Origin of the sequence: Pseudomonas promysalinigenes (assembly GCF_014269025.2) — a bacterium.
GTDB lineage: Bacteria > Pseudomonadota > Gammaproteobacteria > Pseudomonadales > Pseudomonadaceae > Aquipseudomonas > Aquipseudomonas promysalinigenes.
The window spans coordinates 4,839,325-4,861,874 of sequence record NZ_CP077094.1; the positions used below are offsets into that span (position 1 = coordinate 4,839,325).

A 22,550-nucleotide genomic window follows, 5' to 3' on the forward strand; every position below is an offset into this window, starting at 1 on the left:
ATTACTTGCCCGACTTGACCTTGGTCCAGCTACGGGTCATCAGACGCTGCACCTTTGGCGGCAACTCTGAGTTCACGAACATCTTGTCCAGCACTTCCTGCGGTGGGTAAACCGCGGCGTCAGTCCTCACGGCCTGGTCCATCAGGTCGCCAGCCTTGGGGTTCGGGTTGGCGTAACCGACGTAATCACTGACCTGGGCGATAACCTCAGGTTTCAGCAAATAGTTGATGAAGGCGTGGGCCTCTTTGACGTTCTTGGCGTCCTTGGGGATCGCCAGCACATCGAACCAAAGGTTGCCGCCTTCCTTGGGGATGGCATAAGCCAGGTTCACGCCCTTCTTCGCTTCCTCAGCGCGGGCCTTGGCCTGGAACACATCACCCGAGAAACCTGCCGCGACGCAGATGTCGCCGTTGGCCAGGTCCGTGATGTACTTGGACGAGTGGAAGTAGGTCACGTACGGGCGTACAGCCAGTAACTTCTGCTCGGCCTTTGCGTAATCCTTGGGGTCGGTGCTGTTGGGGTTGAGCCCCATGTAGTTGAGCACCGCGGGGAGCATTTCGTCTGCCGAATCGAGGAAGGCCACACCGCACTTGGAAAGCTTCTTCATGTTCTCGGGTTCGAACAGCACCGCCCAGGAGTCGATGGTATCCACGCCCAGCGCGGCCTTGACCTTATCGACGTTGTAACCAATACCATTGGTGCCCCACAGATATGGCACGGCGTACTGGTTGCCTGGGTCGTTCTTCTCCAGGCGCTTCATCAACGCCGGGTCAAGGTTGGAATAGTTGGGCAGCAGGTTCTTGTCGAGCTTGCGAAACGCGCCCGCCTTGATCTGCTTGCCGAGGAAATGGTTGGACGGCACCACTACGTCATAGCCGGTGTTGCCGGCGAGCAGTTTGCCTTCCAAGGTTTCGTTGGAGTCGAAAACGTCCTGCACAGGCTTGATGCCCGTTTGCTTTTCGAAGTCCGCCAATGTGTTCGGGCCGATATAGTCCGACCAGTTGTAGAAGTGCACCGTAGGCGCCGCTTGGACGCTGCATGCCAGCGTCAGGCCCGCTCCAGCCATCAAGGCCTTGCGAAATACAGAAATAGACAAGTGGTGGGTCCTCACAATCAGTGCCTGGGTGACGGCGTACTCATTCGCTACAAGCGCTGCCGCGCACGCAAAACCGGCGCGCAACTTACCTGCGCAGCCTCGATGCCGCAATCATCAATTGCCATTGGCAGGCTCTAGGCCGGGAAACCCCAGCCCAGAGGCCACGCATCGGGGTTATTTGCCCGACTTGATCCGGGTCCAGCTACGGGTGATGTCACGCTGCACCTTTGCATCGGGTGCCGCGATGGCGTAAAGCTTCTTCTTCACGTCCGCTGGCGGGTAGATGCTCGGGTCGCCTTTGATGGCCTGGTCCACGAACTGGGTGGCTGCGGCGTTACCGTTAGGGAAGCGCACGGCGTTGGTGATTTCGGCCATGATTTCCGGCTGCAGCAGGAAGTTCATGAACTGGTAGGCAGCATCTTTATGCTCGGCATCTTTCGGGATGGCGACCATGTCGTAGAAGGTGCCGGCACCTTCTTTAGGAATCACGTAGTCCACCTTGACCTTGTCGCCGGCCTCGTGAGCGCGGGCCTTGGACTGCTCCAGGTCACCCGAGTAACCGACGGCTACGCAGATGTTGCCGTTGGCCATGTCGCCAATGTACTTGGACGAGTGGAAGTAGGTGATCGAAGGACGGATCTTGAGGAACAGGTCCTCGGCGGCCTTGAGGTCTTGCTTGCTGGTGCTGTTGGTCGGCTTGCCCAGGTAGTGCAGCGCAGCCGGGATCATCTCGGTCGGGGCATCCAGGAAGCTTACGCCGCAGCTCTTGAGCTTTTCGATGTTCTCAGGCTTGAACACCACGTCCCACGAGTCGATCTTGTCCACGCCCAGCGCGGCCTTGACCTTTTCCGGGTTGTAGCCGATGCCGATCGAACCCCACATGTACGGGAAGGCGTATTTGTTGCCTTGGTCGCTGGCATCGCCCACGGCCTTGAGCAGGTCTTCGTCGAGGTTTTTCCAGTTGCTGAGCTTGGAGCGGTCCAGCTCCTCGTAGACGCCAGCCTTGATCTGCTTGGCCAGGAAGTTGTTGGACGGCACAACGATGTCGTAACCCGACTTGCCCGCCAGCAGCTTGGCTTCGAGGGTTTCGTTGCTGTCGAAGACGTCGTATTTGACCTTGATGCCAGTTTGCTTCTCGAACTTGGCGATGGTGTCCGGCGCGATGTAGTCCGACCAGTTGTAGACGTTCAACACCTTGTCTTCGGCCTGTGCAGCAGTGGCCATGGCACCCATCAGGGCTGCGGCCAGCAACGTCTTGCCCATTTTCTTCATGCGTCATGCTCCAGATTTTTTTGATTAGCCATCCGTTCAGCAGCCAGGCCCCGCGCTACACGCGTCGCAGCGACTGAAACAGCCACTAGTCTGGCAAGTTACAAGGCGCTGTTTCAAGGAAAGCACGGCCTTGTAACCGCTTAATGTCACATCGCTAGCCTAGCAAACGCTCAGCGGATCGCTTCGAGTGTCAGGTCCAAGCACTTGCGCGCCTTTTCCACGAGCTCATCCACCTCCTCGCGGCTGATCACCAACGGTGGCGCGATTATCATGGTGTCGCCAACCGCGCGCATGATCAGGCCGTTCTCGAAGCAGAAGTTACGGCACACCATGCCTACACCTTTGCCTTCGTAACGGCTGCGGGTGGCTTTGTCCTTGACCAGCTCGATCGCGCCAAGCAGGCCAAGGCCGCGTACCTCGCCTACCAGCGGGTGGTCCTGCAGCTCGCGCAGTCGTTTTTGCAAGTACGGTGCCACTTCCGTGCGCGCCTTCTCGACGATCTTTTCATCGCGCAGGATACGCAGGTTTTCCAGGCCCACCGCCGCCGCCACCGGGTGCCCGGAGTAGGTGAAGCCGTGGTTGAAGTCACCGCCCTCGCTGAGCACCTTGGCCACTTTGTCTCGCACGATCACCCCACCCATGGGGATGTAACCGGAGGTCAGGCCCTTGGCGATGGTCATCAAATCAGGCTTGAGGTCGTAGTAGTCGGAGCCGAACCACTGGCCGGTACGGCCGAAACCGCAGATCACTTCATCGGCAACGAACAGGATGTCGTACTTGGCCAGGATCTCCTTCACCTTCGGCCAATAGGTTTCAGGCGGGATGATGACCCCGCCTGCACCCTGGATCGGCTCGGCAATGAAGGCCGCCACGTTGTCTTCGCCGACTTCCAGGATTTTTTGTTCCAGTTGCTCGGCGGCCCATACCCCGAACGCATCCGGGGTCATGTCACCGCCCTCGCCGAACCAGTATGGCTGGGCGATGTGCACGATGCCCGGGATCGGCAAGCCGCCCTGCTCGTGCATGCCACTCATACCACCCAGGCTGGCCCCGGCAACGGTCGAGCCGTGGTAGCCATTGACCCGGCCGATAATGGTCTGCTTCTGCGGTTTGCCTTTCAGCGCCCAGTAATGGCGAACCATGCGCAGCACGGTGTCATTGCCTTCGGAACCGGAGCCGGTGAAGAACACATGGGTCATGCCCTGCGGCGCAACCTCGGTGATCGCCTTGGCCAGCTCCAGCGCTGGCGGGTGGGCGGTCTGGAAGAACAGGTTGTAGTACGGCAACTCGCGCATCTGCCTTTCGGCCGCCTGCACCAACTCTTCGCGGCCATAGCCAACCGCCACGCACCACAGGCCGGCCATGCCGTCGAGGATCTTGTGCCCCTCGCTGTCCCACAAATGCACACCCTGCGCTTTGGTAATGATGCGCGGGCCCTTCTCCTTGAGCTGCTTGTAGTCAGAGAAGGGTGCAAGGTGATGCTCGCCGCTCAGGTTTTGCCATTCACGGGTTTGCGGGTTATTGACGCTCATGTGCCTCTCCATTTTCCGGCAGCCGCAGCAGCGGCCTCAGGGTTGATCAGACAGCGAATAGCAGGAACTCACGCTCCCAGGAGCTGATGACGCGCTTGAAGTTCTCATGCTCGGCGCGCTTGGTGGCGACGTAGCCGGTGATGAACTTCTTGCCCAGGTACTGCACCAGCGCGCGACTGATTTCCATGCGCTCAAGGGCATCCTCGATGGTCAGCGGCAGGCGCAGGTTGCGGCGCTCGTAGCCACGGCCCTGAACCGGCGCGCTGGCTTCGATGCCTTCGACCATGCCGATGTAGCCGCACAGCAGGCTCGCGGCGATGGCCAGGTAAGGGTTGGCATCAGCGCCTGGCAGGCGGTTCTCGACACGGCGGTTCTGCGGGCCGGCATCCGGTACGCGCAGGCCAACGGTGCGGTTTTCTTCGCCCCACTCCACGTTCACCGGCGCCGAGGTATCGGGCAGGAAGCGGCGGAACGAGTTGACGTTGGGGGCAAACAGCGGCAGCGCTTCGGGGATGAACTTCTGCAGGCCACCGATGTGGTTCAGGAACAGCTCGCTCATGCTGCCGTCTTCATTGCTGAAGATGTTCTTGCCCGTGGCCACATCGACCACGCTCTGGTGCAGGTGCATGGCGCTGCCCGGCTCGCCGGTCATGGGCTTGGCCATGAAGGTGGCAGCGACGTTGTGCTTGAGCGCGGCCTCGCGCATGGTGCGTTTGAACACCAGAATCTGGTCGGCCAGGTGCAGGGCATCACCATGACGGAAGTTGATTTCCATCTGCGCCGTGCCATCTTCGTGAATCAGCGTGTCCAGGTCCAGGCGCTGCAGTTCGCACCAGTCATACACATCTTCGAACAGCGGATCGAATTCGTTCGCCGCCTCGATCGAGAACGACTGGCGGCCCGTTTCAGGGCGCCCGGAGCGGCCGACTGGCGGTTGCAGCGGGAAATCCGGGTCTTCGCTGCGCTTGGTCAGGTAGAACTCCATCTCTGGCGCGACGATCGGCTGCCAGCCCTTGTCGGCGTAGAGCTTGAGCACTTTCTTCAGCACGTTGCGCGGCGACAGCTCGACCGGGTTGCCCTTCTTGTCGTAGGTGTCGTGAATCACCTGGGCCGTCGGCTCGATGGCCCACGGCACGAGGAACACCGCATCCTGGTCAGGGCGGCAGATCATGTCGATGTCCGCTGGGTCGAGCAGGTCGTAATAGATGTCATCGTCGACATAGTCGCCGGTCACGGTCTGCAGCAGCACGCTCTCGGGCAGGCGCATGCCTTTTTCGGCGATGAATTTGTTGGTCGGCGAGATCTTGCCGCGGGTGATGCCAGTCAGGTCACTGATCAGGCATTCGACTTCGGTGATCTTGTGCTCTTTCAACCAATCGGTGAGCTGGTCGAGGTTGTTACTCATAAATACCTCAGGAGGTAAGGTGGTCCGCGCTCTGATTCTGGATGGAGTAGATTGCTAAAGCAAAAACCCACACGCAGGCGCACTGTGGATACACTGAAAACAAGCGTGTCCGTAGTGAAATCGAAGGGCAGATATACGAGAAGAGCAACGAAAAGGCGTTACGAGGTGTGGCCCTGGCACGCAAAGCGTCAATTATTGCGGCCATGCAGGCCACCGCTGGGCTGATGCCTACGGGAACGACAGGGATACCCGACTGCACTGCGCAGGCAGCGCGTTCAGGTCGCGACAAGCGGACCATGTGACCCTCGTATTATTGTGTTTTGGGTTGAGTCCGAGCTTAGCCTTGTTAATTTTTTTACACAACACCTCCGTAAAAAATAAAACACGGCTCGGCGAAGATAGCTCTTGGTAAGAGAAATAGCGGATAATGGCACGCCCCGATATGCAGCAAATCTGCCGTCGATGTGCCATTTCAGGGCATCATTGGGTTGGCTTGACATCAGTATGGCTTTTCGATTGACTGGGTCTGCAAGCCCCCCTTGATTGATATTTTTAACAACAAAGGTGTTGCATCATGTCGGTACCCCCGCGTGCCGTTCAGCTTAACGAAGCGAACGCGTTCCTTAAGGAACATCCTGAGGTTCTCTACGTTGACCTTCTGATTGCAGATATGAATGGTGTGGTGCGTGGCAAGCGCATAGAGCGCACCAGCCTCCACAAGGTTTACGAAAAAGGCATCAACCTGCCTGCCTCCCTCTTTGCCCTGGACATCAACGGTTCCACCGTCGAAAGCACAGGCCTTGGCCTGGACATCGGCGATGCTGACCGTATCTGCTACCCGATCCCCGGCACCCTCTCCAACGAACCCTGGCAGAAGCGCCCTACCGCCCAGCTGCTGATGACCATGCACGAACTCGAAGGCGAGCCGTTCTTCGCCGACCCGCGTGAAGTGCTGCGTCAGGTGGTGAGCAAGTTCACCGAAATGGGCCTGACCATCTGCGCCGCATTCGAGCTTGAGTTCTACCTGATCGACCAGGAAAACGTGAACGGCCGCCCGCAGCCGCCACGCTCGCCGATTTCGGGCAAGCGCCCACAGTCGACCCAGGTGTACCTGATCGACGACCTCGACGAATATGCCGACTGCCTGCAGGACATCCTGGAAGGTGCCAAAGAGCAAGGCATCCCAGCTGACGCCATCGTCAAGGAAAGCGCCCCGGCGCAGTTCGAAGTCAACCTGCACCACGTTCCCGATCCGCTCAAGGCCTGCGATTACGCAGTGCTGCTCAAGCGGCTGATAAAGAACATCGCCTACGACCATGAAATGGACACCACCTTCATGGCCAAGCCCTACCCGGGCCAGGCTGGCAACGGCCTGCACGTACACATCTCCGTGCTGGACAAAGATGGCAACAACATCTTCACCAGCGAGGATCCCGAGCAGAACGCCGCGCTACGTCACGCTGTCGGCGGTGTGCTCGAGACCCTGCCCGCGTCCATGGCTTTCCTCTGCCCGAACGTCAACTCGTACCGCCGTTTCGGCGCGCAGTTCTACGTGCCGAACGCGCCGAGCTGGGGCTTGGACAACCGCACCGTGGCCCTGCGCGTGCCGACCGGCTCGCCGGATGCCGTGCGTATCGAGCACCGTGTGGCCGGCGCTGACGCCAACCCATACTTGATGATGGCTGCCGTGCTGGCGGGCGTGCACCATGGCCTGACCAACAAGATCGAGCCAGGCGAGCCGATCGAAGGCAACTCGTATGAGCAGCTGGAGCAGAGCCTGCCGAACAACCTGCGCGATGCCCTGCGCGAGCTGGACGACAGCGAGATCCTGAACAAGTACATCGATCCGAAGTACATCGACATCTTCGTCGCGTGCAAGGAGAGCGAGCTGGAGGAGTTCGAGCACTCGATCTCCGACCTCGAGTACAACTGGTATCTGCACACCGTCTAAAGCAAAACGCCGCCCCAAAGGGCGGCGTTTTTCATTGGCGGGCCAGCATGGGCTTACAGCGGCTTCTCGAAAATCTTCGAATTGCGCTGGTAGTTGTACAACGAAGCCCGTGCCGCTGGCAGCCGCTCGACACCGCTAGGGGCAAACCCGCGCTCACGGAACCAGTGCGCCGTACGCGTCGTGAGCACGAACAGGGTATTTAACCCCATCTGCCGCGCCCGCCCCTCGATCCGCTCCAGCAGTTCGTCGCCACGCCCGCCGTGACGGTATTCCGGGTTTACCGCCAGGCACGCCAGTTCCCCAGCCTGCGAATCGGCAATCGGGTACAGCGCTGCACAGGCAATGATCATCCCCTCACGCTCGACCACACTGAACTGCTCGATCTCACGCTCCAGCACCTCGCGCGAGCGGCGCACCAGAATGCCTTGCTCTTCCAGCGGGCTGATCAGGTCCAGCAAGCCACCGACATCCTCGATGGTCGCCTCGCGCACCACCTCGAACTGCTCCTGGGACACCAGCGTACCGCCACCTTCTCGGGTGAACAGTTCGGTGAGCAAAGCGCCATCTTCGGCATAACTGACGATATGGCTACGCGCCACACCGCCTTTGCAGGCCTCGGCAGCCGCGTCGAGCAACTCAGCCTGGTAATCGCCGCCCAGGCGCGCCAGGTGCGGAGCAATCTGTTGTGGCCGCAGCTCACGCACCAACCGACCGCTCTCGTCCAGCAGGCCAGGCTCGGCCCCGAACAGCAGCAGCTTGTCGGCACCCAGCTCGATGGCTGCACGAGTTGCGACGTCTTCACATGCCAGGTTGAAGATTTCACCCGTGGGCGAATAGCCCAGCGGCGACAGCAGTACGATGGACCGCTCGTCGAGCAGGCGGCTGATGCCTTTACGGTCTATTCGCCGCACTTCCCCGGTGTGGTGGTAGTCCACGCCTTCGAGCACCCCGATCGGCCGTGCGGTGACCAGGTTGCCGCAAGCCACGCGCAGGCGCGAGCCCTGCATGGGCGAGGCGGCGATGTCCATCGACAGGCGTGCCTCGATGGCCAGGCGCAGGGCGCCTACGGCATCGATCACGCAATCCAGGGTGGCTGCGTCGGTGATACGCAGGCCATGATGGTAGTGCGGGGTCAGCCCACGCTCGGCCAGGCGGCTTTCGATCTGCGGGCGCGAACCATGCACCAGCACCAGGCGCACACCCAAGCTGTGCAGCAGCACCAGGTCGTGGACGATATTGCCGAAATTAGGGTGTTCAACGCCATCGCCGGGGAGCATGACCACGAAGGTGCAATCGCGATGGGCATTGATGTACGGGGAGGCATGACGTAGCCAGTTGACGTATTCGGGCATGACGGGGCCTGTGGATAAAGTGGACGGAGAACGGTGAATCACACGGCGTTCAGGATCATCGTCGGAACAGGCTTGCGGTCACGCGCATCTCCTCTAGGCAAGAACGAATCAGCAAGGTGGACGTTTAACTCAGGCAATAGTGCCGGATCAGGTCACGCAATAGACGCACGGTAGGCTCGATTCGTGACATTTCAAGGTATTCGCCAGGCTGGTGGGCGCAGGCGATATCACCTGGGCCGAGCACGATGGTCTGGCAGCCCAGCTGCTGAAGATAAGGCGCTTCGGTACCGAACGCCACCGCTTCGGCACGATGGCCGGTGAGGCGTTCGGCCACTTGCACCAGCTCGGCGTCCGCGTCCTGCTCGAACGGCGGCACCTCAGGGAACAACGGGGCGTAGTCGATACGCACTTCATGACGCTCGGCCACAGGCTTGAGTTTATCGCCAATGGCGGCGCGCAACTGTTCCACATCCATGCCCGGCAGCGGGCGCAGGTCGAACTCCAGGGCGCATTGGCCACAGATGCGGTTGGGGTTGTCACCGCCATGGATGCAGCCGAAATTCATGGTTGGCGTCGGCACGGTGAACTGCGGGTTACTGAAGGTTTGCTGCCATTGCCGGCGCAGGCCCATCAGCTCGCTCATCACCTCGTGCATGGCCTCCATCGCACTATGGCCCAGGCTTGGGTCAGAGGAATGCCCGCTGCGCCCGAGGATGTCGATGCGGTCCATCAGGATGCCCTTATGCATGCGAATCGGCCGCAGGCCGGTGGGCTCGCCGATCACCGCCGCACGGCCCAGCGGCTGGCCGGCAGCCGCCAGAGCGCGGGCACCGGACATGGAGCTTTCTTCATCGCAGGTAGCGAGGATCATCAGCGGTTGCTTGAAATCGTGCTCCAGCAGCGGAATGACCGCTTCGATGATCAATGCGAAAAAGCCTTTCATGTCGCAGCTACCCAGGCCCACCCAGCGGCCGTCGGCCTCGGTCAGCTTGAGCGGGTCGCTGGCCCACAGTTGTTCATCGTAAGGCACCGTATCACTGTGCCCGGCCAGCACCAGCCCGCCAGGGCCGCTACCACGGCTGGCCAACAGGTTGAACTTGCCAGGGCTGACCTCACGGATGTCACAAGCAAAACCCAGATCGCCCAACCAGCCGGCCAACAGGTCGATGACCTGGCGGTTGGACTGGTCCAGTGCAGGCTGGGTACAACTGACCGAGGGCGCGGCGATCAAAGCGGCAAACTGGTCTTTCAGTGGCGGCAACGGCATGCGCATACTCCTCGGAAGCGTTGCCCATCATAGGACTATCCGCCGTCTGGAATAAACCGTTGCCGGCCGACTGCTGTAGACTGCCCTGCAAAGACGCCCCTCCTTCGAGCCTGTGATGCACAAAGAAACCGAACTCAAGCTGCGCGCCAGCAGCCAGACCCTCGCCGCCCTGCGCGAGCACCCCTTGCTGAAAAAACGCAACAAATCTGGCTGGCAGACCCGCGAGTTGCTCAACCAGTACTTCGATACTCCCGAGCGCGAGCTTTCCGCCGCCCGTGTGGCCCTGCGCCTGCGCCGCGACGGTGAGGCGATCATCCAGACCCTCAAGTGCCGCGGGCAAAGCGTTGCCGGGCTGTCCGAGCGCAACGAATACGAGTGGCAGTTGGACAAGGTCAAGCTCGACTTGAAAAAGCTCGACGCCACCTGCTGGCCGGCGCAGCTGGCCGAACTCGACAAAAAAACCATCAAGCCGCTATTCACCACTGATTTCACCCGCGAATACGCCGAAATCAGCTGGGGCCGTGGCAAGAGCAAGGTGGTGATCGAGGCCGCGCTGGACCAAGGCTTCGTGATTGCCGGCAAGCGCAAAGAGGAAATCTGCGAGCTTGAGTTGGAGCTGCGCGAAGGCGCCCCTGAAGCGCTACTGGAGCTGGCCGCCGAGCTGGCCGCCAGCCTGCCGCTGATGCCGTGCGACATCAGCAAGGCCGAGCGTGGCTACCGCTTGCTGGAGCCGGACAGCTACGAGCTGGGCCTGCCGACCACCGAGCTGAGCGCTGAAACTGCTGTGGACGACGCCTTCGCCGCCCTGGCCTGGCAGCTGCTGGGCAGCAGCCAGCGCCTGGCCGAGCAGTACCGCCACAATGGTCACTGGCGCTTGTTGCAGGACTGGGTGCAGTGCCTGGCCGAACTGCGCGCCTTGGTCGCAAGCCTGGGCCAAGCTGCGCCCCGCGCCACCACGCGCGAGCTACGCGCCAGCCTTGATGCGCTGCTGGAAGACTGGCGCCCATTGGTGCAGGCCGGCAATGACGATGAAGACATCCGCCGCGCTGCGCCCGAGCAGTTCCTCGAAGAACTCGAAGACGTACGCTGGGGCCAGTTCTCCCTGGAAACCTCGCGTTGGCTGCTGGCCCGCGCCTGGACCGTGGAGCGCAAGGGCCGTGGCGAGCGCCAGGGCAAGGCGCAGTTGGCAAGCTGGCTGGCGCACCTGCTGGGTGAAGAAGGCCGCTCGCTGAAGCTGCCGCTGTACACCCAACGCCCCGAGGACCTGGCCGAACAGCTGCCACGTATCGAGCAGTTGCTGGCCTGGCTGCACCATGCCCGCCAGGTGCTTGAAGCACCGCAGATGGACCGCTTGTACGGCGATTTGAAAAAGCTGCATGAGCTGGCCGAGTTGCCGATCAGCGATGAGTTGCTGGAGGCGCGTATTGATCAGGCTCGGACAGTGGATCAGAGCCGGGGCTGGAAGCATTTGCTCAAGGCTTAAGGACGCTTTGGCGGTTGGCATCTAACCGCGTTAGGTGCCAGGTGTATGGTTTGAGTGTTGTGTGTGCGTTGAGATCGAGCGCCGCCCGCGCGGCGCTCGATCTCACAGGCGCTACATTCCTCAAGTCAGGCACCTGGCAGCCCAATCCAAGGATTTGGCCGCAGCAGCGTTACTTCGCCAGAGGCAAGCTGGTGGTGGACTTGATCTCCGACAGCGCCACAATCGAATTCACTTCCTGGATGCCCGGCACGTTCGATAGCTTTTCGAAAAAGAAGCGCTCATAAGCTTCGATATCCGAGGTGACGATGCGCAGTAGAAAGTCCACCGCCCCCATAAGCACATAGCATTCCAGCACCTCCGGAAAGCCGCGGATCGCCTCAGTGAATTCAGTGAAGTTGGAGCGGCCGTGGGCGTTGAGTTTCACTTCGGCGAAGATCTGAGTGTTCAAGCCGACCTTCTTGCGGTCCAGCAGGGTTACCTGGCCTCGGATCACTCCTTCCTCTTTCAACCGCTGAATCCTGCGCCAGCAGGGCGATTGCGACAGCCCCACGCGCTCGGCGATCTGCGCACTGGACAGTGATGAGTCTTCTTGCAGTAGTTCGAGGATGCGCCGGTCGTAGGCATCCAGCTCGCTTTGCATAAGTGATTCCCAAAATATCGGCTATTCGATTAATTCAATCCAAAATATATGGAAATAAATGAAATCATAGCGAAAAAATACCGGGGTCGACGTGCAAGAATTTCTCCCAGACCCGCGGAGACTCATCATGAACGCACTAGAACGCCCCCTGCCCCGCAGCGATGCCTGGGCTGCCAATGCCAGCCACTGCACCGTGCGCTATTGCCTGCAGGCCGAGGTCGAACCGGATACGCTATGCCGTGTGCTCAACCTGTTCGCCCTGCAGTTCCTTACTCCCCATAGCGTGCAGGTCAGCCAGCAGGAAGACTGGCTCGACATCGAAATCGGCATCGGCGGACTGAGTTGGCATAGGGCGCAGGTAATTGCGCAAAAACTGCGCAACCTTGTATGCGTGGGCGAGGTAAGCCTGGAAAACCTGGCGTACCTGGAGCTGGCGGTGGTCTGAAGCTGGGCGCGCAAAATCTGGAAAATCTTTCCCCAACGCGGCTTGCCAGAGCCCGGCTAGCCTTGCCACTCGTCTCCTTTAAGGCAAGGAAGCCCACCGATGTTAACGCCCGACGAGCAAGCCCTCGACCTTCAAAGCCTGCTGGACGCCTTGCAGGCCGACCAGCACCTCAGCGCCAGCGACTCATGCCAGGTTCGCGAACAAGCAGCGCACTACAGTGCGCACCACCCGTTGGAAACCATCGCGGCACTGGGCCTTGAAGACCGCTGCAAGCCCGGCCAGCAGCTGACCCTGGATGCGCTGTGCCAGTGGCTGGCACACAAGGTCGGTCAGCCTTACTTGCACATCGACCCCATGCAGCTGGACCTCACCCAGGTCAATGGCCTGATTTCACCCGCGTTTGCGCAACGTCACGGCATCCTGATCGTGGCCGAAGATGCCAACGCCATCACCGTAGCCAGTGCCCAGCCCTATCAGCAACTGTGGCAGGCCGACCTCGAACGCAGCCTGGGCAAACCAATCCGCCGCGTGCTGGCCAGCCCGCTGCAGATCCGCCAGCTGGGCCAGTCGCTGTTTCGCCTGGCCCACTCGGTCCAAGGTGCGCAGCACCAGCAGACGACCCGGCTGGGCGAACTGGAGCACTTGCTTGAACTGGGCCAGCGCCAGGCGCAGGCCACGGCCGACGATGCGCACATCGTGAATATCGTCGACTGGCTGCTGCAATACGCCATCGAGCAACGCGCCAGCGATATCCACCTGGAGCCACGCCACGAAAAGGGCCACCTGCGCTATCGCATCGACGGGCTGTTGCAGACGGTCTATGCCTTCCCAGCCAGCGTTACCCTGGCCGTGGTCAGCCGCTTGAAACACTTGGGGCGCATGGACGTAGCGGAAAAGCGCCGCCCGCAAGACGGCCGGGTCAAAAGTCGCCTGCCTGGCGGCAGCGAAGTGCAATTGCGCCTCTCCACACTGCCTACGCCCTATGGCGAAAAACTGGTGGTGCGCCTGTTCGACCCGCGCCAGTTGCAGGAAGACTTCGCCCAGCTTGGCCTGGAGGGTGAGACGCTGAGCCAGTGGCGCAGGCTGTTGCAGCGCCGCCAGGGCATTGTGCTAGTGACCGGGCCTACAGGCTCGGGCAAGACCAGTACGCTGTACGCCAGCCTCAAGCTGCTGGCCACACCTGAGGTCAACCTGTGCACCATCGAAGACCCCATCGAGCGGCTGGAGCCAGCCTTCAACCAACTACAGGTGCAGCCCGGGTTGGGGCTGGATTTTGCCGATGGCGTGCGTGCCCTGCTACGCCAGGACCCCGACATCATCATGATCGGCGAGATACGCGACCGCGAAACCGCACAAGTAGCCGTGCAGGCCGCGCTTACCGGGCATCTGGTACTTTCGACCCTGCACACCAATGACACCTGCAGCGCCATTACCCGTTTGCTGGAGCTGGGGGTGGCCGACTACCTGATCCGCGCGACTTTGGGCGGGGTCATGGCACAGCGCCTGGTGCGCATCCTCTGCGATGGCTGCCAAGGGCACGCGTCCGGCGCACCATGCCCGTTGTGTCGCGGCACCGGCTATCGGGGCCGCACAGGCCTGTTCGAACTGCTGATCCCCAGCGACAGCTTGCGGTCGCACATCGGCGCCAGTACCGACCTGGCCGACCTGCAGCGCCAGGCGGTGGCTGAAGGATTACAAGATTTACGCAGTTGCGGGGCGGCGAAAGTGGCCCGTGGAATCACCCGCAGCGAAGAGGTGATGCGGGTCTGTTCCTGAGCGAAAACCTTCGCAATCAAGGAACTTAAGTGTGGTTTTGACGATCAAAGCGGCCATCTTCAGCCCCCCTCACCCTTCAGGTGTTTCATCATGCGCATCAAATCCGCGCTGGCAGCCGCTGCCCTGCTTTCGCTGCCTGTTGGCTCCGCAATGGCCGACACTTTCTGGCGTAACGTAATGACCTCTGGCGCCACCACGGCGTCCAGCTACATCACCTCGCGCGACCACAAGCTGGTATTGGCGGCACAGGATGACGCCGGCAGCTTCGTCGCCAGTAACGGTGAGATTCGCGGGCCGTTTCTGGAACAGGCGTTGCAGCAGGTACGTGCGCAAAACCCAGCGCTTCAAGCATCGGACATGGAACTGGCCAATGCAATTTTGGCCCGCACGGCCAACCCGTGAACGCTCCCGCAGCGTAACTCGGATGCTCTGACACCAAGCAGACATTTCCTACCAAACACTCAGGCCGGTGTAGGACTACTACCGAACCTTCGCTCGTTACCATCGAGGCTCCGCCAACCGCTCACTGGAGCCTCGATATGCGTGAACTCTTAGCCGCTCTACTTGTGATTCTCATCGGCCAGCAAACGGCTGAAGCTTCCGGTTCGTCCCGCTCATTGGTATCCACCGGCACCCTGTTTTCTTCCAGCTACCTGACATCGGCCGACCACAAATTGGTGGTCGCGGCACAGGACGACGCCGGCAGCTTCGTAGCCAGCGACGGGGCGATTCGTGGGCCGTACCTAGAGGCTGCGATCCAGCAGATCCGGGCGGAACACCCAGGGCTTGAGGCCTCGGACATGGAACTGGCCCATGCGATCCTCGCCAAACATGCCTTGGCTCAATAGCCGCGCCGCCTACCTTGCGGTGCCAACCGCTAAGTAGCCAACGCCAGCACATGGCACTACCGGTACGCCTTCACTGGCACACAGGCGCAGAACAGGTTCCGGTCACCATAGACATTGTCGACGCGGTTCACAGCAGGCCAGTATTTGTACAGCCGCACGTGGCCGCTGGGGGCAATGGCCTGCTCCAGGGTGTAGGGCCGCGTCCATGGCTCCAGTACATCGGCCAGGGTATGTGGTGCATGCTTGAGTGGGTTGTCTTCGGCTGGCCAGCTCCCGTCTTGAACCTGAGCGATCTCTGCCCTAATCGCCAGCATCGCCTCGACGAAGCGGTCCAGCTCGGCCTTCGACTCGCTTTCAGTCGGCTCGACCATCAGGGTACCCGGCACCGGAAATGACATGGTCGGGGCATGGAAGCCATAGTCCATCAAGCGCTTGGCAACGTCTTCCTCGGTAATGCCGGTCTGCGCCTTGAGAGGCCGCAGGTCGAGAATGCACTCATGGGCCACCCGCTGGTTACGCCCGCGGTACAACACCGGGAACGCTCCGGCCAACTGGCTCGCCAGATAGTTGGCTGAAAGGATCGCCACCTCGCTGGCGTCAGCCAGTTGCGGGCCCATCATGGCTATGTACATCCAACTGATCGGCAGAATGCTGGCACTGCCCCAGGGCGCGGCACTGACCGCACTGTTGTTCGGGTCCAGCCCGGGCACGGGCACTACGGGGTGACTTGCGACGAAGGGTTTCAGATGGGCGCGAATGCCGATTGGGCCCATGCCTGGGCCGCCTCCGCCGTGGGGGATGCAGAACGTCTTGTGTAGATTCATATGCGAAACGTCGGCACCGATGTCCGCAGGCCGGGCCAGGCCAACCTGGGCATTGAGGTTGGCACCGTCCATGTAGACCTGGCCACCGTATTGGTGGACCACCGCGCAGATCTCGCGGATGCCCTCCTCATAAACACCATGGGTCGAAGGATAGGTGACCATCAGGCATGACAGCTTGTCGCCGGCGGCAGCAGCCTTCGCCTTGAGGTCTTCGAGGTCGACGTTGCCAGCATCGTCACACTCGACGATCACCACCTCCATGCCAGCCATCTGCGCCGAGGCCGGGTTGGTCCCGTGGGCAGACGAGGGGATCAGGCACAACGTGCGTTGTGGCTGTTGGCAACTGCGGTGATAGCGTGTGATTGCCATGAGCCCCGCGTATTCACCTTGAGCGCCGGAGTTTGGCTGCATGCAGATGGCGTCGAAACCGGTGATGGCGCACAACCAGCTTTCCAGCTCATCGATCATCGCCTTATAGCCCGCGGCCTGTGCGGCAGGTGCGAAGGGGTGTAGCTGGGCGAAGGCGGGCCAGGTGATCGGTATCATCTCACTGGTGGCATTGAGTTTCATGGTGCAAGAGCCGAGCGGGATCATCGACTGGTTCAGGGCCAGGTCCTTGTTTTCCAGCTGCTTGAGGTAGCGCAGCATCTCGGTTTCGCTGTGATGCAGATTGAACACCGGGTGGCCAAGGAACGGCGTACCGCGCGCCAATGCTGCGGGGATACCTTCAGGCGACGCCAGCTGGTCAAGGGTGTGGATATCAAGACCATGATCGACCCCTAGGAATACATCGAACAAGCGCAACACCGTGGCTTCGCTGCAGGTTTCATCCAGGCTCACGCCCACATGGCCGCGCCCCAGAATCCGCAGGTTGATGCGAGCAGCCTCGGCGCTTTCGATGATTGCCACCTGGGCGCCGCCAACATCCAAGGTCAGGGTGTCGAAAAAATGCTGATTGATACGCTTTATGCCTTTGGCCTCAAGGCCTGCGGCCAAAAGGAAAGTCAGCCGGTGCACGCGCTGGGCAATACGCTGCAGCCCTTCTGGCCCATGGTAAACCGCATAGAACCCGGCCATGTTGGCCAGCAGTACCTGGGCTGTGCAGATGTTGGAGTTGGCCTTTTCGCGGCGAATGTGCTGCTCGCGCGTTTGCAGGGCCATGCGTAACGCGGTATTGCCACGTGCATCGCGGGACACGCCGATGATGCGCCCTGGCATCGCCCGCTTGTAATCCTCACGGCAAGCGAAGTAGGCGGCGTGCGGGCCGCCGAAGCCCATCGGCACGCCGAAGCGCTGAGTCGAGCCGAGCACCACATCGGCACCCATTTCGCCAGGCGGCGTCAGCACCACAAGGCTGAGCAGGTCCGCCGCCACGCAGGCCAGGGCCTGCTGGGCATGCAACTGGTCGATGAACGGGCGCAGGTCACGTACCTCGCCGTGGGTATCCGGGTACTGCAGCAATGCACCGAACACTTGGTGCTGGGCAAGGTTGTCCACAGCGTCGACGATCAGCTCGAAGCCGAAACCCTCGGCGCGGGTTTTGAGCACTGACAATGTTTGTGGGTGGCAATGCTCGTCGGCGAAGAACGCGTTGGACTTGTTGCGTGCCACACGCTTGGCCAGCGCCATTGCCTCGGCAGCGGCGGTGGCTTCATCGAGCAGCGATGCATTGGCCAGCGCCAAACCGCTGAGGTCGATGACCATTTGCTGGAAGTTGAGCAACGCCTCCAGCCGGCCTTGGGCGATTTCAGGCTGATAGGGCGTGTAGGCGGTGTACCAGCCGGGGTTTTCCAGCACGTTGCGAAGGATGACGGTGGGCGTCACGGTTCCGTGGTAGCCCATGCCGATAAGGCTGGTCCACACCTGGTTCTGTTCGGCGTAAGCGGCAAGCTTGGCCAACGCAGCCTGCTCGTCCAGGGCCGGCGGTAAGTCGAGGGCGCGGTTCAAGCGTATGCCTGGCGGCACGGTCTGCTCGATCAGTTCGCTACGGCTACTGAGGCCAAGGGCATTGAGCATGGCCTGCTGCTCCGAGGCATCGGGCCCCAGATGGCGGCGCAAAAAAGGGTTGAGCTCTTGCAGTTGCTGCAGGGATGGCGACTGAGGCATGTCGACGCTCTCTTCCTAGACCGGGTCTCATGGAGACTTGTAAGTCTAGGAAGGGATCGACGATGCTGCGTGAAAACTTGTTCGCCAGCCTGTGCCTGTTTGCGGCTGAAGCCGCTCATTCAAGAGCGGGTTTACCCGCAAAGCAGGCGAGGCGCTATCACTCGCCGATGGCAGCTTTGTAGCCCGCGGCATCCAGCAGCTTGTCCAGCTCGGCCGGGTTGCTTGGCTTGAGCTTGAAGATCCACGACTCATAAGGCTCGTCGTTGAGCAGCTCTGGGCTGTCGGCCAGTTCTTCGTTGACCGCGATCACCTCACCGGAAACCGGGGCGTAGATGTCGGATGCTGCCTTGACCGATTCGACCACGCCGGCAGCATCGCCAGCGCTGAAGGTTTTGCCCACTTCGGCCAGCTCGACGAACACCACATCACCCAGTGCTTGCTGGGCGTGGTCGCTGATGCCGACGGTGACACTGCCATCGGCTTCCAGGCGCGCCCACTCGTGGCTTTCGGCGAAACGCAGATCGGCGGGGATATTGCTCATGTGTTGACTTCCTCGTTTGGCTCAGCGGTTCGGCCCGCCGTTGAATGTTCAGATCAGAATCTTGCCATGGCGCACGAAGGTCGGCTTGACCACTCGCACCGGGTACCACTTGCCGCGAATTTCGACCTCGGCACGGTCGGCAGTAGCCATGGGGACACGCGCCAGGGCTATGGACTTGCTCAGCGTAGGCGAGAAACTACCACTGGTGATCTCCCCTTCGCCAATACCGGCAACACGAACCACTTGGTGAGCACGCAACACCCCGCGCTCTTCGAGCACCAGGCCGACCAGTTTCTCCTGCACGCCATGCTCGATTTCCGCCAAAAGGCCAGTGCGGCCGATGAAGTTGCGCTCGGCAGGCTCCCAGGCAATGCTCCAACCGAGGTTGGAGGTCAGCGGGGTGTGCTGCTCATCAATGTCCTGGCCATAGAGATTCATCCCGGCTTCCAAGCGCAGGGTATCGCGCGCGCCGAGGCCGCTGGGGGCGATACCCGCGCCGACCAGATCGTTGAAAAATCCTACAGCTTCATCACCTGGCAGAATGATCTCCAGGCCGTCTTCACCGGTGTAGCCGGTGCGAGCGATGAACCAGTCGCCTTCGGCAACTCCTTCGAATGGCCGCAGTTCACGAATCAACGCAGCGCGCGCAGGGCTCAACAGCCCAGCGACCTTTTCTCGAGCATGGGGGCCTTGAATGGCGAGGATGGCCAAGTCCGGGCGAACCTTGAACGTTGCGTTGAAGCCGACGGCCTGCTCGTTCAGCCAATCGAGGACCCTCGTCCGCGTGATGGCGTTGGTGATCAGGCGGTAGCCGGTATGTGTGCGATACACGATCAGATCATCGATCACCCCGCCTTGCTCGTTTAGCAGCGGGCTGTAAAGCGCCTTGCCGATGCTGCTCAGCCGCGCAACGTCGTTGGCCAACAGGCGTTGCAATGTGGCTGTGGCCTGCTCGCCAGTCATGTCGATGACCGTCATGTGGGAAACGTCGAACACCCCACAATCGCTACGCACCTGATTGTGTTCCTCGACTTGCGAGCCGTAGTGCAGGGGCATGTCCCAGCCACCGAAATCGACCGTCTTGGCGCCCAGCGCCAGGTGCAAGTCGTATAAAAGCGTGCGCTGTCCCATGGGTTTCTCCTTCCGGGCGTGGCGAAGCGGCGGCGGTCGAAGACGTTTAATCGTCAGCTCTTCTTGTAGGACCCGCCGCGCGAATGCCGCGCATTGTAGCCGCATGGGCGCAGGCTGGCATCCTCAGTGACTGTGACCGGGGCGACGAGCGGAACGGCGAATCAGCCCGATGACTGGCAACAGCCCTACCAGCACCAGGGTGAGCGCCGGCAACGAGGCGCGGGCCCACTCGCCCTCGCTGGTCATCTCGAAGACCCTTACCGCCAGGGTATCCCAGCCGAATGGGCGCATCAGCAAGGTGGCAGGCATTTCCTTGAGCACATCGACGAACACCAGCAACGCGGCGCTGAGGGCGCCAGGCACTAGCAGCGGTAGATACACCTTGAAAAACAAACCCATGCCACCCACACCCAGGCTGCGTGAAGCCTCTGGCAGCGATGGGCGAATACGCGCCAGGCTGCTCTCAAGCGGCCCATAAGCCACCGCGATGAAGCGCACCAGGTACGCCAGCAGCAACGCCGCCAGGCTACCCAACAGCAATGGCTTGCCTGCACCGCCCAACCACGCCGTCAGCGGTATCACCACGTGGTTGTCCAGGTAGCTGAAGGCCAGCATGATCGACACCGCCAGCACCGAGCCTGGCAAGGCGTAGCCGAGATTGGCCAGGCCGACGCCCGCGCGCACCCCCGCCGTAGGCGCCAGACGCCGAGCGAACGCCAGCATCAGGGCCACGCCAACGGTGATCAGGGCGGCCATGCTGCCCAGGTACAAGGTATGCAGCACCAGACCCACATAACGTTCGTCCAGATCATGCCGACCGCGCTGCCAAAACCACGCCAGCAACTGCAGCAGCGGGATGACGAATGCGCAGGCGAACACCAGCAAGCACCAAGCGCTGGCCAGCAGCGCCTTCAACCCGCGCAAGTGGTAAAGCGCCTGCCCGCGCGGGCGCTCATGGCCATGGCGGGTTGCCCCACGGGCCCGGCGCTCGCCGTACAGCACCAGCATCACCGCCAACAGCAGCAGGCTGGCCAACTGCGCCGCGCTGGACAGGCTGAAGAAGCCATACCAGGTCTTGTAGATGGCGGTGGTGAAGGTATCGAAGTTGAACACCGCCACTGCGCCGAAATCGGCCAAGGTTTCCATCAACGCTAGGGCAATACCAGCACCGATCGCTGGCCGCGCCATCGGCAGGGCAACCCGCCAGAAGGCTTGCAAGGGTGTCAGGCCAAGCACCCGCGCTGCTTCCATCAGGCCTTTGCCCTGGGCCAGGAACGCGGTGCGCGCCAGCAGGTAGACGTAGGGGTAGAACACCAGCACGAGCACGATGATCACCCCGCCCGTAGAGCGTACCCTGGGCAGGCGCATAGGCCCGAACGCCTCGCGCAGCGCGCTCTGCACAGGGCCTGAGAAGTCGAGCAGGCCGACGAAAACGAAGGCCAGCACGTAGGCCGGTATGGCGAAAGGCAGCATCAGCGCCCAGTCGAGCCAACGCCTGCCGGGAAACTCACACAGGCTGGTGAGCCAGGCCAAGCTGACACCGAGCAGGGTAACGCCGAAGCCGACGCCAAGCATTAGTGTCGCAGTATTGCCCAGCAGGCGGGCCATCTGGGTATCGAGCAGGTGCGACCAGATCTGCAGGTCGACCGACTGCCAGGACAGCAGCAGCACACTCAGGGGCAGAAGGACCAAAGCGGCGGTCAGGATGACCGGAAGGTACCAGCGACGTTGGAGGGTGTGGGGCAAGGCGATGGTCTCGGTTGCAATCGTTCGCGGGTAGCCCCACAGCGTACACCGCTACTCTTGGGGTTTACCCGCGAAAAGGCCCTGACAGGCCACGGAGTGGTCAAGCCTGGGGCTTAATTCCAGCCGGCACGATCCATCAGGCGAATGGCCTCGGCCTGACGCTTGCCGGCCACTTCCACCGCAATACTGTCGGCCTTGAAGCTACCCCAGGCCGCTACTTCGTCCGAAGGCTTGACCTTGGGGTTTGCCGGAAACTCCTGGTTGATGTCGGCGAACAGCTTCTGCGCCTGCTCGCCGGTCATCCACTCGACCAGTTCGATGGCGGCTTGCCGGTGAGGTGCATGCTTGGTCAGGCCGATACCGGACAGGTTGACATGCACGCCCCGGTCAGCCTGGTTGGGCCAGAACAGCTTCACCGGCAGTTGTGGGTTCTGGGCGTGCAGGCGGCCGTAGTAATAGGTGTTCACCACCCCTACATCGCACTGGCCAGCGGCGATTGCCTGGATTACCGCGTTGTCGTCGGAGAACACATCGGTGGACAAGTTGTTGACCCAACCTTTGACGATTTGCTCGGTCTTGGCCTCGCCATGGTTTTCGATCAGGGTGGCGGTCAGTGACTGGTTGTAGACTTTCTTGGCCGAGCGCAGGCATAGGCGGCCTTCCCACTGCTTGTCGGCCAGGGCTTCATAGGTGCTCAGCTCGGCCGGCTTGACCCGCTCGGTGGAGTAGACGATGGTCCGTGCCCGCAAGCTCAGGCCGGTCCAGTCATGGGACGAGGCGCGGTACTGGGGCGGGATGTTCTGGTCGATGGTGGCCGACTTGATCGGCTGCAGAATGCCCATCTGTTCGGCCTGCCAGAGGTTGCCGGCATCGACGGTCAGCAGCAGGTCGGCCACCCCGTTCTCGCCCTCGGCCTTGATGCGCTGCATCAGCGGGGCTTCCTTGTCGGTGATGAACTTGACCTTGACCCCGGTCTTGGCGGTGTAGGCGTCGAACACCGGCTTGATCAGCTCGTCGATACGCGAGGAGTACACCACCACTTCATCAGCCGCCTGGGCGGTGCCGCCAAGCAGGGACAGGGCCAGAGCGGCCAATAGGGGCTTGCGTGGCAACATGGAAAGCACTCCTGGGATCG

General features: G+C 61.4%; 18 protein-coding genes. 6 read left to right on the top strand and 12 right to left on the bottom strand.

Going from position 1 to position 22,550, the window contains the following annotated elements; all coding sequences use genetic code 11:
* Window position 1: 1 nt before the first annotated feature.
* The 4 genes from HU725_RS21890 to HU725_RS21905 all read right to left on the bottom strand — a co-directional run bounded on the left by HU725_RS21890 (window position 2) and on the right by HU725_RS21905 (window position 5,305).
* Complete coding sequence (locus tag HU725_RS21890) at window positions 2-1,096, bottom strand: polyamine ABC transporter substrate-binding protein (RefSeq protein WP_186476213.1); 1,095 nt, start codon at window positions 1,094-1,096, stop codon at window positions 2-4.
* Between the two features lie 174 nt (window positions 1,097-1,270).
* Entirely contained in the window at window positions 1,271-2,368 is a 1,098-nt protein-coding gene (locus tag HU725_RS21895) for a polyamine ABC transporter substrate-binding protein (RefSeq protein WP_186476212.1), read from the bottom strand.
* 170 nt (window positions 2,369-2,538) lie between these two features.
* On the bottom strand, window positions 2,539-3,900 hold the full coding sequence (locus HU725_RS21900) for an aspartate aminotransferase family protein (protein WP_186476211.1): 1,362 nt from the start codon (window positions 3,898-3,900) through the stop codon (window positions 2,539-2,541).
* Between the two features lie 46 nt (window positions 3,901-3,946).
* Window positions 3,947-5,305: a glutamine synthetase family protein gene (locus HU725_RS21905; protein ID WP_060477161.1), complete on the bottom strand. Its 1,359-nt coding sequence runs from the start codon at window positions 5,303-5,305 to the stop codon at window positions 3,947-3,949.
* A gap of 574 nt (window positions 5,306-5,879) precedes the next feature.
* Between HU725_RS21905 and HU725_RS21910 the strand changes: the two genes are divergently transcribed.
* Complete coding sequence (locus HU725_RS21910) at window positions 5,880-7,256, top strand: glutamine synthetase family protein (protein WP_028688543.1); 1,377 nt, start codon at window positions 5,880-5,882, stop codon at window positions 7,254-7,256.
* Between the two features lie 53 nt (window positions 7,257-7,309).
* On the opposite strand, the gene argA is transcribed toward HU725_RS21910, so the two are convergent.
* Window positions 7,310-8,608, bottom strand: a complete 1,299-nt coding sequence (gene argA, locus HU725_RS21915; protein WP_186476210.1) for an amino-acid N-acetyltransferase — start codon at window positions 8,606-8,608, stop codon at window positions 7,310-7,312.
* A 124-nt stretch (window positions 8,609-8,732) separates the two neighbouring features.
* Window positions 8,733-9,875 carry an acetylornithine deacetylase gene (gene argE, locus HU725_RS21920; protein ID WP_060477163.1) on the bottom strand — a complete coding sequence of 381 codons (1,143 nt, stop codon included), beginning with the start codon at window positions 9,873-9,875 and terminating at the stop codon, window positions 8,733-8,735.
* 115 nt (window positions 9,876-9,990) lie between these two features.
* On the opposite strand from argE, the gene HU725_RS21925 reads away from it, so the two are divergent.
* A complete protein-coding gene (locus HU725_RS21925; RefSeq protein WP_060477164.1) occupies window positions 9,991-11,358 on the top strand; it encodes a CYTH domain-containing protein in 1,368 nt (455 codons plus the stop codon).
* A gap of 169 nt (window positions 11,359-11,527) precedes the next feature.
* Here the strand turns inward: HU725_RS21925 and HU725_RS21930 are convergent, their stop codons facing one another.
* The gene (locus HU725_RS21930) at window positions 11,528-11,998 is read right to left on the bottom strand and encodes an Lrp/AsnC family transcriptional regulator (protein WP_186476209.1); all 471 of its coding nucleotides are present in this window, start codon (window positions 11,996-11,998) and stop codon (window positions 11,528-11,530) included.
* Between the two features lie 127 nt (window positions 11,999-12,125).
* Here HU725_RS21930 and HU725_RS21935 point away from each other — a divergent pair, with 127 nt between their 5' ends.
* The 4 genes from HU725_RS21935 (at window position 12,126) to HU725_RS21950 (ending at window position 15,067) form a co-directional block, all read left to right on the top strand.
* Complete coding sequence (locus HU725_RS21935; RefSeq protein ID WP_186476208.1) at window positions 12,126-12,443, top strand: ACT-like domain-containing protein; 318 nt, start codon at window positions 12,126-12,128, stop codon at window positions 12,441-12,443.
* Window positions 12,444-12,542: 99 nt separating this feature from the next.
* Window positions 12,543-14,219: a GspE/PulE family protein gene (locus HU725_RS21940; RefSeq protein WP_186476207.1), complete on the top strand. Its 1,677-nt coding sequence runs from the start codon at window positions 12,543-12,545 to the stop codon at window positions 14,217-14,219.
* 90 nt (window positions 14,220-14,309) lie between these two features.
* Entirely contained in the window at window positions 14,310-14,621 is a 312-nt protein-coding gene (locus HU725_RS21945; RefSeq protein ID WP_186476206.1) for a DUF2388 domain-containing protein, read from the top strand.
* 137 nt (window positions 14,622-14,758) lie between these two features.
* Window positions 14,759-15,067, top strand: coding sequence for a DUF2388 domain-containing protein (locus HU725_RS21950; protein WP_186476205.1), 309 nt, complete (start codon window positions 14,759-14,761; stop codon window positions 15,065-15,067).
* A gap of 56 nt (window positions 15,068-15,123) precedes the next feature.
* Here HU725_RS21950 and gcvP read toward each other — a convergent pair whose 3' ends face one another.
* From gcvP to HU725_RS21975, 5 genes are all read right to left on the bottom strand, one after another.
* On the bottom strand, window positions 15,124-17,997 hold the full coding sequence (gcvP, locus tag HU725_RS21955) for an aminomethyl-transferring glycine dehydrogenase (protein ID WP_186476204.1): 2,874 nt from the start codon (window positions 17,995-17,997) through the stop codon (window positions 15,124-15,126).
* 157 nt (window positions 17,998-18,154) lie between these two features.
* Complete coding sequence (gcvH, locus tag HU725_RS21960) at window positions 18,155-18,538, bottom strand: glycine cleavage system protein GcvH (protein WP_060477171.1); 384 nt, start codon at window positions 18,536-18,538, stop codon at window positions 18,155-18,157.
* Between the two features lie 48 nt (window positions 18,539-18,586).
* Window positions 18,587-19,669 (bottom strand): glycine cleavage system aminomethyltransferase GcvT, encoded by a 1,083-nt coding sequence (gene gcvT / locus HU725_RS21965; protein WP_186476203.1) that lies wholly within the window; start codon window positions 19,667-19,669, stop codon window positions 18,587-18,589.
* Window positions 19,670-19,792: 123 nt separating this feature from the next.
* Window positions 19,793-21,415 (bottom strand): ABC transporter permease, encoded by a 1,623-nt coding sequence (locus tag HU725_RS21970; protein WP_186476202.1) that lies wholly within the window; start codon window positions 21,413-21,415, stop codon window positions 19,793-19,795.
* A gap of 113 nt (window positions 21,416-21,528) precedes the next feature.
* Window positions 21,529-22,530: an extracellular solute-binding protein gene (locus HU725_RS21975; RefSeq protein WP_186476201.1), complete on the bottom strand. Its 1,002-nt coding sequence runs from the start codon at window positions 22,528-22,530 to the stop codon at window positions 21,529-21,531.
* Between the last annotated feature and the right edge of the window lie 20 nt (window positions 22,531-22,550).

What these genes read in the sequence shown, in the direction of transcription:
- HU725_RS21895 (WP_186476212.1), bottom strand. Translation starts at nt 2,368, where the DNA reads ATGAAGAAAATGGGCAAGACGTTGCTGGCCGCAGCCCTGATGGGTGCC.
- HU725_RS21900 (WP_186476211.1), bottom strand. Translation starts at nt 3,900, where the DNA reads ATGAGCGTCAATAACCCGCAAACCCGTGAATGGCAAAACCTGAGCGGC.
- HU725_RS21905 (WP_060477161.1), bottom strand. Translation starts at nt 5,305, where the DNA reads ATGAGTAACAACCTCGACCAGCTCACCGATTGGTTGAAAGAGCACAAG.
- HU725_RS21910 (WP_028688543.1), top strand. Translation starts at nt 5,880, where the DNA reads ATGTCGGTACCCCCGCGTGCCGTTCAGCTTAACGAAGCGAACGCGTTC.
- argA (WP_186476210.1), bottom strand. Translation starts at nt 8,608, where the DNA reads ATGCCCGAATACGTCAACTGGCTACGTCATGCCTCCCCGTACATCAAT.
- argE (WP_060477163.1), bottom strand. Translation starts at nt 9,875, where the DNA reads ATGCCGTTGCCGCCACTGAAAGACCAGTTTGCCGCTTTGATCGCCGCG.
- HU725_RS21925 (WP_060477164.1), top strand. Translation starts at nt 9,991, where the DNA reads ATGCACAAAGAAACCGAACTCAAGCTGCGCGCCAGCAGCCAGACCCTC.
- HU725_RS21930 (WP_186476209.1), bottom strand. Translation starts at nt 11,998, where the DNA reads ATGCAAAGCGAGCTGGATGCCTACGACCGGCGCATCCTCGAACTACTG.
- HU725_RS21935 (WP_186476208.1), top strand. Translation starts at nt 12,126, where the DNA reads ATGAACGCACTAGAACGCCCCCTGCCCCGCAGCGATGCCTGGGCTGCC.
- HU725_RS21940 (WP_186476207.1), top strand. Translation starts at nt 12,543, where the DNA reads ATGTTAACGCCCGACGAGCAAGCCCTCGACCTTCAAAGCCTGCTGGAC.
- HU725_RS21945 (WP_186476206.1), top strand. Translation starts at nt 14,310, where the DNA reads ATGCGCATCAAATCCGCGCTGGCAGCCGCTGCCCTGCTTTCGCTGCCT.
- HU725_RS21950 (WP_186476205.1), top strand. Translation starts at nt 14,759, where the DNA reads ATGCGTGAACTCTTAGCCGCTCTACTTGTGATTCTCATCGGCCAGCAA.
- gcvP (WP_186476204.1), bottom strand. Translation starts at nt 17,997, where the DNA reads ATGCCTCAGTCGCCATCCCTGCAGCAACTGCAAGAGCTCAACCCTTTT.
- gcvH (WP_060477171.1), bottom strand. Translation starts at nt 18,538, where the DNA reads ATGAGCAATATCCCCGCCGATCTGCGTTTCGCCGAAAGCCACGAGTGG.
- gcvT (WP_186476203.1), bottom strand. Translation starts at nt 19,669, where the DNA reads ATGGGACAGCGCACGCTTTTATACGACTTGCACCTGGCGCTGGGCGCC.
- HU725_RS21975 (WP_186476201.1), bottom strand. Translation starts at nt 22,530, where the DNA reads ATGTTGCCACGCAAGCCCCTATTGGCCGCTCTGGCCCTGTCCCTGCTT.